Source organism: Shewanella colwelliana, from assembly GCF_001735525.1.
GTDB classification, from domain to species: Bacteria; Pseudomonadota; Gammaproteobacteria; order Enterobacterales; family Shewanellaceae; genus Shewanella; species Shewanella colwelliana.
Genome location: NZ_MCBT01000040.1, coordinates 16444 through 32004, shown reverse-complemented (window position 1 = coordinate 32004; position 15561 = coordinate 16444). Strand labels below are relative to the sequence as shown.

The 15561-nt window shown below is 45.4% G+C and carries 13 protein-coding genes and 6 tRNA genes; 8 read left to right on the top strand and 11 right to left on the bottom strand.

All coding sequences use genetic code 11. From position 1 onward, the window contains the following. Positions 1-2 precede the first annotated feature (2 nt). On the top strand, positions 3-950 hold the full coding sequence (locus BEL05_RS12195) for a ribose-phosphate pyrophosphokinase (protein ID WP_069671333.1): 948 nt from the start codon (positions 3-5) through the stop codon (positions 948-950). A gap of 786 nt (positions 951-1736) precedes the next feature. Here BEL05_RS12195 and BEL05_RS12190 read toward each other — a convergent pair. The 9 genes from BEL05_RS12190 to BEL05_RS12150 all read right to left on the bottom strand — a co-directional run bounded on the left by BEL05_RS12190 (position 1737) and on the right by BEL05_RS12150 (position 5932). After that, positions 1737-1821 (bottom strand) — tRNA-Leu (locus BEL05_RS12190). A gap of 93 nt (positions 1822-1914) precedes the next feature. Continuing rightward, positions 1915-1991: transfer RNA gene (locus tag BEL05_RS12185), tRNA-Met, on the bottom strand. Positions 1992-2011: 20 nt separating this feature from the next. Next, a tRNA-Gln gene (locus BEL05_RS12180) sits at positions 2012-2086 on the bottom strand. 22 nt (positions 2087-2108) lie between these two features. Continuing rightward, positions 2109-2183 (bottom strand) — tRNA-Gln (locus tag BEL05_RS12175). Positions 2184-2233: 50 nt separating this feature from the next. Next, positions 2234-2318, bottom strand: a tRNA-Leu gene (locus BEL05_RS12170). 115 nt (positions 2319-2433) lie between these two features. Beyond that, a tRNA-Met gene (locus BEL05_RS12165) sits at positions 2434-2510 on the bottom strand. A 266-nt stretch (positions 2511-2776) separates the two neighbouring features. Continuing rightward, entirely contained in the window at positions 2777-3868 is a 1092-nt protein-coding gene (ychF, locus tag BEL05_RS12160) for a redox-regulated ATPase YchF (RefSeq protein WP_069671332.1), read from the bottom strand. A 66-nt stretch (positions 3869-3934) separates the two neighbouring features. Beyond that, the gene (gene pth / locus BEL05_RS12155; RefSeq protein ID WP_028763973.1) at positions 3935-4522 is read right to left on the bottom strand and encodes an aminoacyl-tRNA hydrolase; all 588 of its coding nucleotides are present in this window, start codon (positions 4520-4522) and stop codon (positions 3935-3937) included. A gap of 201 nt (positions 4523-4723) precedes the next feature. Then, positions 4724-5932, bottom strand: coding sequence for an FAD-dependent monooxygenase (locus tag BEL05_RS12150; protein WP_175427343.1), 1209 nt, complete (start codon positions 5930-5932; stop codon positions 4724-4726). Between the two features lie 178 nt (positions 5933-6110). Between BEL05_RS12150 and BEL05_RS12145 the strand changes: the two genes are divergently transcribed. The 7 genes from BEL05_RS12145 (at position 6111) to BEL05_RS12115 (ending at position 12630) form a co-directional block, all read left to right on the top strand. Further along, the gene (locus tag BEL05_RS12145) at positions 6111-6413 is read left to right on the top strand and encodes a hypothetical protein (RefSeq protein WP_069671331.1); all 303 of its coding nucleotides are present in this window, start codon (positions 6111-6113) and stop codon (positions 6411-6413) included. Positions 6414-6511: 98 nt separating this feature from the next. After that, positions 6512-7936 carry a tRNA (N6-isopentenyl adenosine(37)-C2)-methylthiotransferase MiaB gene (gene miaB, locus BEL05_RS12140; protein ID WP_028763975.1) on the top strand — a complete coding sequence of 475 codons (1425 nt, stop codon included), beginning with the start codon at positions 6512-6514 and terminating at the stop codon, positions 7934-7936. A gap of 195 nt (positions 7937-8131) precedes the next feature. Next, positions 8132-9175, top strand: coding sequence for a PhoH family protein (locus BEL05_RS12135; RefSeq protein ID WP_028763976.1), 1044 nt, complete (start codon positions 8132-8134; stop codon positions 9173-9175). After that, positions 9165-9641, top strand: coding sequence for an rRNA maturation RNase YbeY (gene ybeY / locus BEL05_RS12130; protein ID WP_028763977.1), 477 nt, complete (start codon positions 9165-9167; stop codon positions 9639-9641). Before BEL05_RS12135 ends, ybeY begins: the two co-directional genes overlap by 11 nt. Positions 9642-9667: 26 nt before the next feature. Continuing rightward, on the top strand, positions 9668-10543 hold the full coding sequence (corC, locus tag BEL05_RS12125; protein WP_028763978.1) for a CNNM family magnesium/cobalt transport protein CorC: 876 nt from the start codon (positions 9668-9670) through the stop codon (positions 10541-10543). Positions 10544-10571: 28 nt separating this feature from the next. After that, the gene (gene lnt, locus BEL05_RS12120; RefSeq protein ID WP_069671330.1) at positions 10572-12158 is read left to right on the top strand and encodes an apolipoprotein N-acyltransferase; all 1587 of its coding nucleotides are present in this window, start codon (positions 10572-10574) and stop codon (positions 12156-12158) included. Continuing rightward, positions 12148-12630, top strand: coding sequence for a type II secretion system protein (locus BEL05_RS12115; protein WP_028763980.1), 483 nt, complete (start codon positions 12148-12150; stop codon positions 12628-12630). Before lnt ends, BEL05_RS12115 begins: the two co-directional genes overlap by 11 nt. A 78-nt stretch (positions 12631-12708) precedes the next feature. On the opposite strand, the gene BEL05_RS12110 is transcribed toward BEL05_RS12115, so the two are convergent. Then, positions 12709-14577 carry a methyl-accepting chemotaxis protein gene (locus tag BEL05_RS12110; protein WP_069671329.1) on the bottom strand — a complete coding sequence of 623 codons (1869 nt, stop codon included), beginning with the start codon at positions 14575-14577 and terminating at the stop codon, positions 12709-12711. Positions 14578-14960: 383 nt separating this feature from the next. Continuing rightward, the gene (locus BEL05_RS12105) at positions 14961-15461 is read right to left on the bottom strand and encodes a zinc ribbon-containing protein (RefSeq protein WP_069671328.1); all 501 of its coding nucleotides are present in this window, start codon (positions 15459-15461) and stop codon (positions 14961-14963) included. Between the last annotated feature and the right edge of the window lie 100 nt (positions 15462-15561).

Sequence of the window (15561 nt, the reverse complement as noted above, 5' to 3'; positions counted from 1 at the left end):
CAGTGCCTGACATTAAACTATTTGCCGGTAACGCAACACCCAGTCTCGCAAAGAAGATAGCGGATCGTCTATTTTGTAAACTTGGAGACGCTGAGGTTGGCGTTTTCAGCGACGGTGAAATCAGTGTTCAGATTAACGAAAATGTACGTGGGGCGGATGTATTCATCATTCAATCTACTTGTGCGCCGACTAACGATAACTTGATGGAACTTATCGTTATGGTTGATGCGCTACGTCGTGCATCTGCCGGCCGTATTACCGCGGTAATTCCTTACTTTGGTTATGCTCGTCAAGATCGCCGTGTACGCAGTGCGCGTGTACCGATCACCGCTAAAGTTGTTGCTGATTTTCTATCAAGCGTAGGTGTAGACCGCGTCTTGACTTGTGATCTTCACGCAGAGCAGATTCAAGGCTTCTTCGATGTCCCTGTAGATAACGTATTTGGTAGCCCAGTACTGTTAGAAGATATGTTAGCGAAGAACCTAGATAACCCAGTTGTCGTATCACCAGACATTGGTGGCGTTGTGCGTGCTCGCGCGGTCGCTAAACTGCTCGACGACTCAGATCTCGCGATTATCGATAAACGTCGCCCGCAAGCGAACGTTGCACAAGTAATGCATATTATTGGTGATGTTCAAGGTCGTGACTGCATCATCGTTGATGATATGATCGATACTGGTGGCACGCTTTGTAAAGCTGCTGAAGCTTTGAAAGAACACGGTGCAAACCGCGTCTTCGCTTATGCCACTCACCCAGTATTCTCTGGCAATGCAGCTAAAAACATTGCAGAGTCAGTGATCGATGAAGTTATTGTTACCGATACCATTCCACTAAGTGCTGAAATTGCAGCACTCGATAAAGTCACCCAGTTGACAATGTCTACGGTTATGGCTGAAGCCATTCGTCGCGTCAGCAACGAAGAGTCAATTTCAGCAATGTTTAAGCACTAATCTTTATTCTATTAGCTTTAATGCTGAAATAAAAAACGCACTCCATTGAGTGCGTTTTTTTATGCGCTTAGCTTGGTGAGTTTATGAATAGTTGCGCCATATAGCATCATCGCGCAACAGTAGCATTAACACCTATCAGCTTTAAGGTTTGGGTACCAAGCGATCGTTTAGCACGTCTGAGGCCCTTTATGGCCCCTCGGCACTAGCCCCTCTAGCTTAACTCTATCTCCTCTCTCTATCTGCTATTTCCATATAGTTACCCATTAAGGCATTCATAACATCAGGCCTCCAAGGCGGAGAAAATGGCTTAAGTTTATAGGGAGCATGCAAGACCTTGTTGTTTGCAACGCCTGGGGAACAGCCGCTTCTGCGTTTAAGCTCGTTAACACTGCATCGGGTACAGAAAACTCGCCTTTTAGACATGTTTTAGGCTGCCTACTCCTGCGTTGACTAGCCTCGTAAGCGATTAGCCTCGTAAGCGATTAGCCTCGTAAGGGATTAGCCACTCTACCCTCTATTCGCCTTGCACTCGTTGCAAAAAGACACGCTGAGTCGATCACATACTTATACTGATTGGTATTAATTTGGTAATAGTCGCGAACTCATCAATATGAGTCCCTTGTTGCGCTGACCCCATGGCAATACGTTACGAGCAAAAGCAGCAAGATAGATCTTGTTTAAAGTATCACTGAATAGAGGTGGCAAAATGATTGGCTCCTCATCAGTTTTTGTTAAATTGCAGGCACAAAAAAGCCCATCAAAGATGGGCTTTTTTGTTTTTAATAATGGTACGGGAAGAGAGACTTGAACTCTCACACCTTACGGCACCAGAACCTAAATCTGGCGTGTCTACCAATTCCACCACTCCCGCACTGCATCTAGTTTTACATCTCGATTAAGATGGTAGCCATAATCGGGACAGAGTCCTTACCGCTACATCTTCCTTTTTACATCATGAAGAAGATGGTAGCAATGGCGGGACTTGAACCTGCGACCCCAGCATTATGAGTGCTGTGCTCTAACCAGCTGAGCTACATTGCCACATTTATCTTAAAGATAAATGGCTGGGGTACCAGGATTCGAACCTGGGAATGCCGAGATCAAAACCCGGTGCCTTACCGCTTGGCGATACCCCAAAACTTTTGAAGCAATAGAAAATGGCTGGGGTACCAGGATTCGAACCTGGGAATGCCGAGATCAAAACCCGGTGCCTTACCGCTTGGCGATACCCCAATCAATCTTGCTTCATGTTAAAGACTATACAATCTCTAACTAAAAATAAATGGTACGGGAAGAGAGACTTGAACTCTCACACCTTACGGCACCAGAACCTAAATCTGGCGTGTCTACCAATTCCACCACTCCCGCACTGCATCTAGTTTTACATCTTGATTAAGATGTTGCCAACCCTATTTCTGATAATTTAAATAAATTAAATTTATCAACTAGTCGGCTAATCTCTAGTTTTACATCTTAGAGAAGATGGTAGCAATGGCGGGACTTGAACCTGCGACCCCAGCATTATGAGTGCTGTGCTCTAACCAGCTGAGCTACATTGCCATCTTTTCTTACATGTCCCTCTTGCTGAGGAACGGGGCGTATTATGCTTATTCAGCGTAGGCAGGTCAACAGCTTTTTTTCGCAATATTAAACTATCTAGGTTGTTCGCCTATAAACTCGCCAAAGTGAGCAGCAGTTATCCAAAAAATGCCATGAAACCGCGTTTTTCAGCGATTCCGCTTATTCATTAAATACAAAAAAGGCCCAATAAGATGATTGGACCTGTTATCTCGCTGCACAATTTTCTCGCTTAATGCGAGAAAAAATCAGACGTTAAATAAGAAATGCATCACGTCGCCATCTTTCACCACGTAGGTTTTACCCTCAACGCGCAGCTTACCCGCTTCTTTTGCACCGGCTTCGCCTTTATAGGCAATGAAATCATCATAAGACATCACTTGCGCGCGAATGAAACCCCGCTCAAAGTCAGTATGAATAACACCAGCAGCCTGCGGTGCACTCGCACCAACACGTACTGTCCATGCACGAACCTCTTTAACACCTGCTGTAAAATAAGTGTGTAGATCAAGTAGCTCGTAACCAGCGCGGATCACGCGATCAAGACCGGGCTCTTCTAGTCCTAAATCAGCCATAAACTCTTGGCGATCTTCGGCATCCATTTCAGCCAATTCAGATTCGATAGCCGCACATACCGCAACAACTACAGCGTTCTCTTTTGCTGCAATGTCACGAACCGTGTCGAGATGTGGGTTGTTTTCAAAACCATCTTCAGACACGTTAGCAATATACATAGTCGGTTTAAGCGTAAGGAAGTTAAGGTAAGCAACCGCAGCTAACTCCTCTTTACTTAAATCCATCGAGCGCAGCATATGGCCTTCATCCAACACTGGGCGCATTTTTTCAAGGACGCTCACTTCAAACTTAGCTTCTTGATCGCCGCCTTTTGCACGCTTCTGTTGGCGGGTAATCGCGCGCTCACATGAGTCGAGATCAGCAAGCGCTAGCTCAGTGTTGATCACTTCAATATCACTGGCTGGTGATACTTTGTTAGCAACGTGCACTATGTTGTCATCTTCGAAACAACGAACAACGTGACCGATTGCATCAGTTTCGCGAATATTAGCCAGGAACTTATTACCTAAACCTTCACCTTTCGATGCGCCAGCCACAAGACCCGCAATATCAACAAACTCCATGGTTGTTGGTAAGACGCGTTCCGGATTAACGATTGCAGCCAATGCTTCTAGACGAAGGTCCGGCACAGGCACAACACCAGTATTCGGTTCAATCGTACAAAACGGGAAGTTTGACGCTTCGATACCCGCCTTGGTCAACGCATTGAACAATGTCGATTTACCTACGTTAGGAAGACCAACGATGCCACATTTAAAACCCATATCTTTACCTTTATCCAATTAATATTATCGGTTGTCCCAATAATTAAACATTTAGCTTGTTATCGCTTAGCCAGCCTTGTAAGAATGCAACCTGTGCATCGCCTTACTCATATCTTCTTTAAACAACACTTCTGTAGCGCGAACCGCTTCATCGATAACCTCTTCGATCAAACGCTGCTCTGCTTGTGGTGCTTTACCTAATACATAGTTACTCACGAGACTCTTGTCTCCTGGGTGACCGATACCGATTCTTAATCGGTAGAAACCTTTATCATTAGCAAGCTTAGCGATGATATCTTTAAGGCCATTATGACCACCATGACCACCACCTAATTTAAACTTAGCAACACCTGGGGGCATATCAAGCTCATCATGCGCCACAAGGATCTCCTCAGGTTCAATACGAAAAAAATTCGCCAATGCACCCACTGATTTCCCGCTCAAATTCATGAAAGTCGTTGGGATAAGTAATCTAACATCCTTACCATAAAGTGTTGCTCTAGCAGTCAATCCATAATATTTGCTATCTGGCACAAGGCTAACACCACACACTCTTGCTAACTCATTGACATACCAAGCGCCTGCGTTGTGCCGAGTTTGCTCATATTTATCACCGGGATTAGCAAGCCCAACAATCAGTTTTATATTGCCCATAGAATCTTTGCCTATCTCGCAAGCGCGTAAATAAAAACGCGGCATTTTAGCACTCAATCGGGCCAGCAACAAATTTGTTATCTCATAGAGGGGATTTCGCAAATAGAAAGATGTTCGCACTAAGCTGGAGGCTAATAAAACAATAAAGCCACTTAATCATATCGTCATTTAAGTGGCTTCAAAAAACGGGTTACCCTAAACTCATAACCCCATGGCGTACTTTAGTACTTTATGCTTAATTGGCGTATCTAAGTTCGCCATCTTCAAGGCACCATTGCGTAGTAATTTTAATGGCAATAGATTGTTGCTAAAGCTTGCGTAAAACAGATCCATTGTTGTCATCATCAATTGATTGTCGATGTAACGCTTTGATTGATAGTCGGCTAACACCTCTGTTGTCCACCAGCATCGATTATTGGCAATAGCGGTTGCAAAGGTATCTATCAGCGCATTGACATCTTTAAACCCAAGGTTAACACCTTGCCCCGCTAGCGGGTTAATCGTGTGCGCCGCATCACCAAGAATGACAACATGTTCATGGTAGTAACGCTGAGCGTGTCGACGGGTTAATTTAAAGCACCCTTTCGACAATACCTTAAAGCCTCTGTCGAGACGCTCGGGAAAACAGCGTTTAATCTGTTGGGCTAATGCCTCGTTACTTAAAGATGACAACTGCGTAATACGGTTAGCATCGTCATACCAAACTAATGAAGCATTATTGCCAGGCAACGGTAATAATGAGCGCGGCCCTGTTGGGGTAAATTGTTGCCACGTAACGTCTTGCTCTGCTGTGTCAGTGGCAATATTGATAAGCATCGCCGACTGGGCATAATCCCAGCCAGTCAAACCTATTCCAGCCCACTGACGAACTTGAGAGTTAGCTCCATCAGCGCCAATCAACAACCGCGTTGTCATTTGTGAACCATTACTTAGACTCAACGCAACACCGTCGTCTATTCGAGCAAAACTCTCTACTTTTATAGGGCAAAGTAACTCAAGGTTGCCATGCTGGGTAAATGCCTGCCATAAGGCCAACTGTACTACTCTATTTTCAACGATATGCCCAAGGTGTGAAGCGCCAACCTGATCACTATGAAATTGCGTGATACAGCCATCAAGTTCCCATGTCTCCAATCCTTTATAAGCGACCTGGCGCATAGCGGCTATCGCTTCTATCGCCCCTAAGCGTTTTAGTAGCTGCTCGGAAGCCACACTAATTGCTGACACGCGAAGATCTAAAGGCTGTTCAGCAGCATATTCCTGCGGTGCGTAAGCCTCAATGACGGCAACGGAAAGCCCCAGCTGAGCCAAGCCTATCGCCGTCGCAGCCCCCACCATTCCGCCACCTAAGATCACCACATCCTTATCAAACTGCTGCTTGTCGTTCTGGCTCACCAATATTTGCTCCATGGTTCTATGTCTAAATATGTCTGCATCGTCGATTGCGTATACAAATGTTGCTGGCACAGGAAACACTCACAATCGGTTACAAAGCATGCGAATTAAGTACGTTTTTCTACTTTACACTGCATCTAAACGCTACACCGACTATCGGTCAACCACCCTAAACCGCGTAACGGAGTACCCTATGAAAACGATTATCACAGCAACAGTTATTTTAGCGGCGTCACTTTTTCCTGCAGCAGCGTCAGCGCAAACCAATCCTGAAATGGAAAAAATGACTATAACCTACCGTGCACCGCTAGATTATGCCCTATATCAATATACTATTGAATTACTCGGCCACTACCGTAGCGAAATTCAATCGAGTATTTACCATCAGGCTAAACACAATAGCCATGCTATGGCTAAGGCCTTTAATCGCTCACAAACGCACAAAATGACTGAGATAGCGGCTATGCCAACAGAAAAAAGCCTTAGCCCAGAGTAATTTCTAAGATAGTCGGTGCAAAAGCTAGCCAGCGTTGCGCTCAAAGGGTAAAATGTCGCGCTATTTTTCCCTGTAGTTGCAACCACGGCGCAAAACTGATGAGTAAGAAACTCCATATTAAAACTTGGGGCTGTCAGATGAATGAGTATGACTCATCAAAGATGGCCGACCTATTAGACGAATATCAAGGTTACACCTTAACCGAAGAAGCTGAAGAAGCAGACGTACTTTTGCTTAATACCTGCTCTATTCGTGAAAAAGCACAAGAGAAAGTGTTTCACCAGCTTGGTCGCTGGAAAACCTTAAAAGACAAAAATCCGAACCTGATCATTGGTGTCGGTGGCTGCGTTGCCTCTCAAGAAGGCAAGGCAATCAAAGAGCGTGCGCAATGCGTTGACCTTATTTTTGGTCCGCAAACCTTGCATCGCCTGCCAGAAATGATCGATCAAATTCAACAAGGTGGTAAGGCTGTTATTGACGTGAGCTTCCCTGAGATTGAGAAGTTCGACCGTCTACCTGAGCCGCGTGCCGAGGGTCCAAGCGCGTTTGTATCGATTATGGAAGGTTGTAGCAAGTACTGCTCTTTCTGCGTAGTCCCCTATACCCGCGGTGAAGAGGTCAGTCGTCCCGTTGATGATGTGATCTTAGAGGTCGCGCAACTCGCGGCCCAAGGTGTACGTGAAGTCAATCTGCTTGGCCAAAATGTTAACGCTTTCCGCGGTGCGACCCATGATGATGATATCTGTACTTTTGCGGAACTATTACGTTATGTTGCGGCCATCGATGGTATCGATCGCATTCGTTTTACGACCAGCCATCCGATAGAGTTTACCCAAGACATCATCGATGTATATGAAGACACGCCAGAGTTAGTGAGCTTTTTACATCTACCAGTTCAGTCGGGTTCAGACCTGATTTTGACCCAGATGAAACGTGGCCACATGGCGATTGAATATAAGTCAATCATCCGTCGCCTGCGTAAGGCTCGTCCAGATATCCAGATTAGCTCCGACTTCATCATAGGTTTCCCTGGTGAATCTAAGCAAGATTTTGCAGATACGATGAAGCTCATTGAAGATGTACAGTTCGACCACAGCTTCAGCTTTATCTATAGTGCACGTCCAGGTACACCTGCGGCAGATCTACCCGATGATGTATCACTTGAAGAGAAGAAAGAGCGTCTTGCTATTTTGCAAGATCGCATTACTCAACAAGCGATGCGTTACAGCCGTCAAATGCTAGGTACTGTTCAGCGCATTTTGGTTGAAGGCCCATCGGTGAAAAACCCAATGGAACTTCGCGGCCGTACCGAAAATAGCCGAGTAGTTAACTTCGAAGCCGATCCGAAGCATATTGGTAGCTTTGTTGATGTGGAAATTGTCGATGTCTACACCAACTCGCTTCGCGGCACCTTTATCCGCGGTGAGGATGAGATGGACTTACGCCGTAACCTTCGCCCGTCTGACATCTTAGCCAAACATAAGAAAGATGATGACTTAGGCGTGACCCAATATATCCCCTAAGTCGGGACAGAAATCAATAAAAAGCGGCTGATTCATTAGCCGCTTTTTTTATCGATACTCGGCAGCACAAGCGTCTCAGATGCCGATGCGAATAATCTAAAAATGGGTTAGCATTTCCAACTAATGCCTCGTAAACTGTCAATATCATCTATTGACCCAAGTCGTGGATAAGACAAACATCATTTGGAGCTATTTTTGTCAAATAAATTAACCACCCTAAACCTCTACTTAGAGCCTTCTGATAACCGCAGACTTGCATCACTTTGCGGACCTTTTGACGATAATATTAAACAACTTGAGCGCCGCATTGGTGTTGAGATTAATTACCGAAACAATCACTTCCAAATTGTCGGCCAAGCCAGAAACTGCCTTACCGTTAATAATTTGCTCAAAGAGCTTTACGTCGAAACACAACCAGTTCGTGGGAGTACACCCGACCTAGAGCCCGATACCGTTCATGTTGCTATTCAGGAGGCGATTGCATTAGAAGCTGAGGCCCCTCGTGATGACAAAGAACTTTATATCAAAACCAAGCGCGGCGTTGTTAAGCCACGCAACCCAAACCAGAGTGACTATGTCGCCAATATCGTGCGCCATGACATTAGCTTTGGTATTGGCCCAGCAGGTACAGGTAAAACCTATCTTGCCGTTGCTGCGGCAGTTGACGCACTGGAACGCCAAGAGGTTAGGCGTATTCTTCTGACCCGTCCAGCGGTTGAAGCGGGGGAAAAATTGGGCTTCTTACCGGGTGATTTAAGCCAGAAGGTCGACCCTTATCTGCGTCCACTATATGACGCCCTATTTGAAATGATGGGCTTTGAAAAAGTCGAGCGTCTCATTGAACGCAGTGTCATTGAAGTCGCACCACTAGCTTACATGCGTGGGCGAACGCTAAATGATGCATTCATCATTTTAGATGAGAGCCAAAACACCACCGTTGAGCAGATGAAGATGTTTTTGACTCGTATCGGCTTTAACTCTCGGGCGGTGATCACGGGGGATATCACGCAGATCGATCTACCAAAACATCAAAAGTCTGGCCTGCGCCACGCTATTGAGGTGCTCAGCGGCGTAGATGAAGTCAGCTTTAACTTCTTCCAAGCCAAAGATGTGGTACGTCACCCCGTTGTCGCACGAATCGTTGAAGCCTATGAAGCCCATGAACAGAAAGAGGCCAGCGAAAAAGCCAAACGAGAACGCCAGTATAAAACAGAGGAAAGCACTCATCATGACGTATGATGTTAATCCGCTTAATTTAGCCTTAGATCTACAAATCGCCATAGATAGCGACAGACTGCCAAGCCAGGGACAATTTGAGACTTGGGTGCGCCTAGCACTGGGTAATACCATGCCGGTGGCAGAGATGACCATAAGGCTTGTCGATAAACGTGAAAGCCAGATGCTCAATCACACCTATCGTGGTAAAGACAAGCCCACAAATGTGCTATCATTTCCGTTCGAATCTCCTGCTGAAGTCGAGCTGCCTCTTTTAGGTGATCTGGTCATTTGTGTACCTGTTGTTGAGACCGAAGCCTTACAGCAAAACAAGACCTTAGAGTCACACTGGGCGCACATGGTTGTACATGGTTGCCTGCATCTGCTAGGGTATGATCATATCGATGATGCGGAAGCTGAAGAGATGGAGTCTTTAGAGACTCAACTAATTGAAAGCATTGGCTTTCCAAACCCATACAAGGAACAATAGTTGACCTATTTGGTCAAGAAACTACTATGAGTGACGATATCCCACCGAGTACCAACGCCCAAAAGAAGGGCTGGTTAGAAAAATTCAGTCAGTTATTCCAGGGCGAACCACAGAGTCGCGATGAATTAGTGGATGTTATCCACGATGCTGAGCTAAGAGAAGTGATTAGCGAAGATACTCGCGAGATGATTAAAGGTGTTTTAGAAGTCTCCGATCTGCGCGTGCGTGACATTATGATCCCACGAGCACAAATTGTGGCGCTGAAGATAGATAACACGGTAGAAGAACTCCTTGCCACCGTTATCGGCTCCGCACACTCCCGATTCCCTGTCGTCAATGAAGATAAAGATCATATCGAAGGCATCTTGCTTGCCAAAGATCTGCTTCAATACGGCTTTAAAAACAATGACGAGCCGTTTTCCTTAGCACAAGTGATACGTCCGGCTGTCGTTGTTCCCGAAAGTAAACGTGTCGATGTACTGTTAAAAGAGTTTCGCTCTCAACGCTATCATATGGCTATAGTAGTCGATGAATATGGTGGTGTTTCTGGCTTGGTGACCATTGAAGATATTCTTGAAGAGATCGTAGGTGAAATCGAAGATGAATTCGATCATGACTCTGCAGAAGAAACTGAGATACGCAAAGTTGGTAAGCAGATCTATATGCTTAAAGCATTGACGCCAATCGAAGACTTCAACGAAACCTTTGGTACTCAATTTAGTGATGAAGAGTTTGATACCGTAGGCGGTTTAGTTTCTCATGCATTTGGGCATCTACCTGAACGTAATGAAAAAATCACTATCGATGATATAGAGTTTAAGGTGATTAGCGCTGACACTCGCAGATTGGTTCAACTCAGAGTTAAACTCCCCGAACCACCATCTGAAGACGATAACGCATAACGCGTGACCTTCCCTTGATGAGGCTTTAATGCTGCTACGACTTAGGGCTATTGCCCATCATGCCAAGATTAGACTGGTACTCGCTTATCTAGCGGGTGCCAGTACTGCACTTGCCTTTGCCCCCTATGGCCTTTGGCCCATTTATCTTGTTGCATTAGCCTTTGCGCTGAGGCATAGCGAGTTACTCCGACCTAAACAAGCTTTTACCTATTGGCTAAGTTTTGGTTTTGGCTGCTTCTCTGTCGGAATAAGCTGGGTACATGTCAGCATGGATACCTTTGGCGGGCTCCCCTTAATCGCCTCCGTAGGGTTAATGGCCTTACTAGCACTTTACCTTGCACTGTATCCCGCATTGGCTGGCATTCTATTAGCAAAAATGTCTCCAAAATCTAAGTATTTGCGTTATTTACTGCTCTTTCCTGCATTGTGGGTTGTGACTGAGTGGGCCAGAGGCTGGGTACTAACAGGCTTTCCTTGGCTTTGGGGTGGCTACACCCAAACCAGTGGCCCATTTAGCCCGCTTGCTAGTGCCATTGGGGCATTGGGGCTAAGCTACCTTCTCGCAATGTTAGCGGGCAGCCTTGCGCTATTACTTCAGGCTAACCAGGCATCCTGGCAAAGACGATTTGCGCCCACCGTCATCATTATTGTTGTCGCGCTTATAGGTAGCAAGGTTGCCACAGTGCTATCTCCGATTTCACAGACAGGCAAGCAGGTCAATGTCACCTTGGTACAAGGCAATATTGCTCAAAGCATGAAATGGCAACCTGAAGCACTGTGGCCAACCATGATCAAATATATGGACTTGTCTCGTCCTGAGTTTGCGAACACCGATATCTTTATTTGGCCAGAAGCCGCGATTCCAGCACCTGAGTATATGGTTGAAGACTTTCTCGACAATGCCAACAAGGTCGCCAACCTTAATGACAGTGCTATTATCACCGGCATCATTAGCCGTCAGCAGGATAATTTTTATAACTCATTAATCGTTCTTGGTAACCATAACAGTCCAATGCAAAGTGAAGCCGATTATCGCGGCGATGGCAGCAATGAGTTTAGAAAGCACCATCTATTACCAATTGGTGAGTTTGTTCCGTTAGAAGCGCTGCTACGTCCACTCGCACCACTCTTTAATCTACCTATGTCCTCATTTGCCCGAGGTGACTATCAGCAAGCTAACTTAAATGCGGCAGGTCACCAAGTTGCCCCGGCAATCTGCTATGAAATAGCCTTCCCTGAACAATTACGCGCCAATGTTAATGCCGATACAGAACTACTCCTAACTGTCTCTAACGATGCGTGGTTTGGCAGCTCAAATGGCCCACTGCAACATATGGAAATCGCGCAAATGCGCGCAATTGAACTTGGTCGCCCTTTGGTCAGAGCCACCAACAATGGGGTCACGGCAGCAGTTAATCCTCAAGGTCAGATCACCGATAAATTACCCCAATTTGAAACCGCCGTTTTGCATGTCAGTATCCCACTCGTTGAGGGCGAAACGGTGTTTGCTAAATGGGGGCAGTGGCCAGTTTTGCTGCTGAGCTTCTTCAGCATATTTATTAGTCTGGTAAGAAAAAGATTTAAGATAAAAGGAAACAAACACATTGAAGAGTGATCAAGGCTTCACGCTTATAGAACTCGTTGTTGTCATTATTATTCTCGGCATTCTGGCCGTGGTTGCAGCACCAAAGTTTATCGGGCTGTCAACGGAAGCAAGAGCGCAAGCCATTACCCAGATACAAGCCAGCACTAAAGCGGCAAACAGCCTTGTTTACGCCAAATCCCAAATGCCAAGTTTAGTCTCACAAGGCGTTTCTGGCCGCGATGATCTGCTGGACGTCGATATTGACGGCGATGGCAATATCGATACCCGCCTACTATCTGGCTATTTGGATAATACTGATATTGAAAAATGGTTAGATCTGGACGAAATATTTGTTATTCAATATAACAATCCAAATTTTACCTACATTGGTTATGACGACAACCAAGACGGCCGCGTCACCGATGACCAATGTTATTTTAGTTATCGCCAAGCAACCGCAGTGGCTCAACCGGTTTATCTCATCATAGACGCTGGTTGCTAGCGCAACGACTCGATAGCTGATCACAAGAGATAAAAATACCCGCTAAGGCGGGTATTTTTTTACACTCTACAACTAAAGCTAAACAATAAACTGATTCAGCAGTTTTTCTTGCTCTTTAACATGCTCGAGCTGTTCACTCATCGCTTCGTTGGTGAGCTGGGCATTTTCAGCCACCTGCATAGAAAGGTCGCGAATATTGGAGGTATTCTTATTCATCTCCTCAGCCACTTGACTCTGCTCTTCAGCCGCACTAGCGATCTGCAAGTTCATATCTGTGATCTCTTCAATACTGCGACGAATGTCGCTCAAGGTTTCGTTGGCTGCATTCGCTTTAGTCACCGTGCTCTCTGTAGTTGTGCGGCTATCATCCATCACATTCACCACCGCCGCTACACCTTGCTGTAATTTATCGATTTTTTGTTTAATCTCTGATGTTGACTCTTGAGTTCTCGCTGCCAAACTACGTACTTCGTCGGCAACAACAGCAAAACCCCGTCCGGACTCGCCTGCTCTCGCCGCTTCGATTGCAGCATTCAGCGCCAGCAGGTTTGTCTGCCCAGCAATCTCATTAATCACACTTAAAATAGATTCGATACTCACTGTATCCTCTTCGAGCTCCTTGACCACTGTCACCGCTTGGACAATCTGCTCAGACAAATGCGCAATGGATTCGGTAGTCATCTGCACCGCACTCGCACCTTCACTTACCGCATTGTCGGCCTGTTGGACCGCATAAGCAGCCCCTTGTGCATTGTTTGCAACGTCCGAAGCCGTGGTTGCCATCTCATGCATCGCCGTGGCTAACTGCTCAACCTCTTGCGTTTGCAACCCCATCGACTCAGTAGCTTCACTGGCCCCTCTCGCCGTCGACTCAGTACCCGCGGTAACTTCAACACCAATTAACTTAACCTGTTGAATCAGATTCTGCAGTTTAACTACAAAACTATTGAAATTACCCGCAAGTGTCGCGAACTCTATATCCGAATCGGTACTTAATCGCCGCGTGAGATCCCCTTCACCCGTCGCAACATCTGCCATCGCCTCATTGAGTACATCAAGAGGACGCATCAAACGTTTAATGATGCCACTCATCACTAGCGTGGCGATCACCAAAGATAACACTAGATAGAGTATCGCATCGCTGCGTAAATCCGTGGCAGCAGAAAAAATGATACTCTCGTCCAACACAATGCCGAGGTTCCAATCAAGCCCTTTTAACGGACTGAAAATAATAATATGTGGCTCCCCATCTATATCGATTTCACTCATTTGAGCATTGGTATCTAAATTCCCGCCAAAGAATTGTGCCATGGAGCGACCATTTTGCTCCGCTTTAGGATGAGCAATAAAGTCGCCATTTTTGCCCACAATAAAGGCATAACCAGCACCGAACAAACTCGCTTGATTACTGATTTCAGCAAGACTCTTTAGGCTAATATCTGTAAATAGGGCCCCAACAAACTGACCACCATCGTATAAAGGCGCAGCCGTCGACACTAAAATCTCACCACTCGACGCATCGGCGTAAGGCTCTGTAAATAGTTGCTTGCCCTGTTTTTTTGCTTCTTGATACCACATACGTTTACGGGGATCGTAGCTTGCACCGGGGTTCCAATTAGGGTCGTTCCCGATAAAGTGACCATTCTCTAAACCCATTCCCGCCAGTAAGAAATGCTTTTTGATTATCGGCTTAGAGAGCACTTCTACAAAATGACTGTCACTTAAGTCGTTACCAAGCATTGAAACAGCGTAAGTCGTCAGATCAGACTTCTCTGCCATCACAGCCTGAATATTACTGTTCATAGAGCCTGCTAACTCTTGAACGCTGCTGTTAACCTGCTGTTCGATTTGCTCCTTCACCTGAAAATATTGATAACCAGACAAAAAACCTAGGGACACTAGTAAGATAAGGCTTACGGCAATAACGATCTTATGAACAAATTTCATTCAGACTTCCTTTCTAATATCTAAATAGCGCAGCAATCAAAATTCCTACGCTTAAACGAGATAACAATCTAACATCGTATTGATGCTACTTAGGCCACACTGCAACAGCAAAACAGAGATAGATAGAAACAGATATTGGCGTCAATAACACTGACTACCAAGGAGCAAACTCAGCTATCGAGTTAATGAATTAAATATAGGACAAACAGCGACTAATTACCTGCCGCTGCAATAGAAATAGCTAAACAGCATAAATTGTATCTGTCAGCACAAAATTAAAAAGCGAGTTTTACTTGGGAGACATCCCCCAAATAGTAGAGTTCCCCCAATAACCTGCAACACCCCGCTGCCGTTATACGAGGCGTGATTCAGCCTAGAACGAGTTATGGTGCTAGTGCTTCTCGGGTAAATTGTTCGCTATCACATTCTGGGCAGTCAGGGATCACACCTGGAAACTCGATACGCATTTCATGGCCACAATTGGTACAAACCATAGTTCCTTGCCCAACAATTTCACCACTTTGATAATAACCATGATGTTTAAAATCTTGTGAAACCTCATGCCATTCAACCTGACTACGGTCGGTAATTTCACTCAGCCAATGCCAAAGCGTATTTTCAACCGCTATCATGGTCGGACTATGGCTCAAGTCGGTCGCGTTTTTCTCTTGCAGGTAACTAGCAATGTCACGTTTTAAAAATTGTTCGACTAAAGCGAGTTCATCCTCTTTGGTTTGATCTTTAAGAGTTAAGAACTGCTTGCTAGTGGTAACTACTTTATATAACTCCTTTACAGTCATACTGTTATCATCAGAAAAATCTGACTTCACCTGCGTGATCAGGGCCTCATAAAGCGATAGTAACGCACTGCTTCGTTCACTCATGTTCAATACTCCTTCATGCGAACCTTTTTAATGACTCACTTCTAGTTTATTCTATGCAGATCTAACTCGCGCGCAATGTGCGCAAGATCAAATAATAAGC

Coding starts and splice junctions, on each gene's coding strand:
- ychF (WP_069671332.1), bottom strand. CDS start 3,868: ATGGGTTTTAAATGTGGCATCGTTGGTCTTCCTAACGTAGGTAAATCG.
- pth (WP_028763973.1), bottom strand. CDS start 4,522: ATGGGCAATATAAAACTGATTGTTGGGCTTGCTAATCCCGGTGATAAA.
- BEL05_RS12150 (WP_175427343.1), bottom strand. CDS start 5,932: ATGGAGCAAATATTGGTGAGCCAGAACGACAAGCAGCAGTTTGATAAG.
- BEL05_RS12145 (WP_069671331.1), top strand. CDS start 6,111: ATGAAAACGATTATCACAGCAACAGTTATTTTAGCGGCGTCACTTTTT.
- miaB (WP_028763975.1), top strand. CDS start 6,512: ATGAGTAAGAAACTCCATATTAAAACTTGGGGCTGTCAGATGAATGAG.
- ybeY (WP_028763977.1), top strand. CDS start 9,165: ATGACGTATGATGTTAATCCGCTTAATTTAGCCTTAGATCTACAAATC.
- corC (WP_028763978.1), top strand. CDS start 9,668: ATGAGTGACGATATCCCACCGAGTACCAACGCCCAAAAGAAGGGCTGG.
- lnt (WP_069671330.1), top strand. CDS start 10,572: ATGCTGCTACGACTTAGGGCTATTGCCCATCATGCCAAGATTAGACTG.
- BEL05_RS12110 (WP_069671329.1), bottom strand. CDS start 14,577: ATGAAATTTGTTCATAAGATCGTTATTGCCGTAAGCCTTATCTTACTA.
- BEL05_RS12105 (WP_069671328.1), bottom strand. CDS start 15,461: ATGAGTGAACGAAGCAGTGCGTTACTATCGCTTTATGAGGCCCTGATC.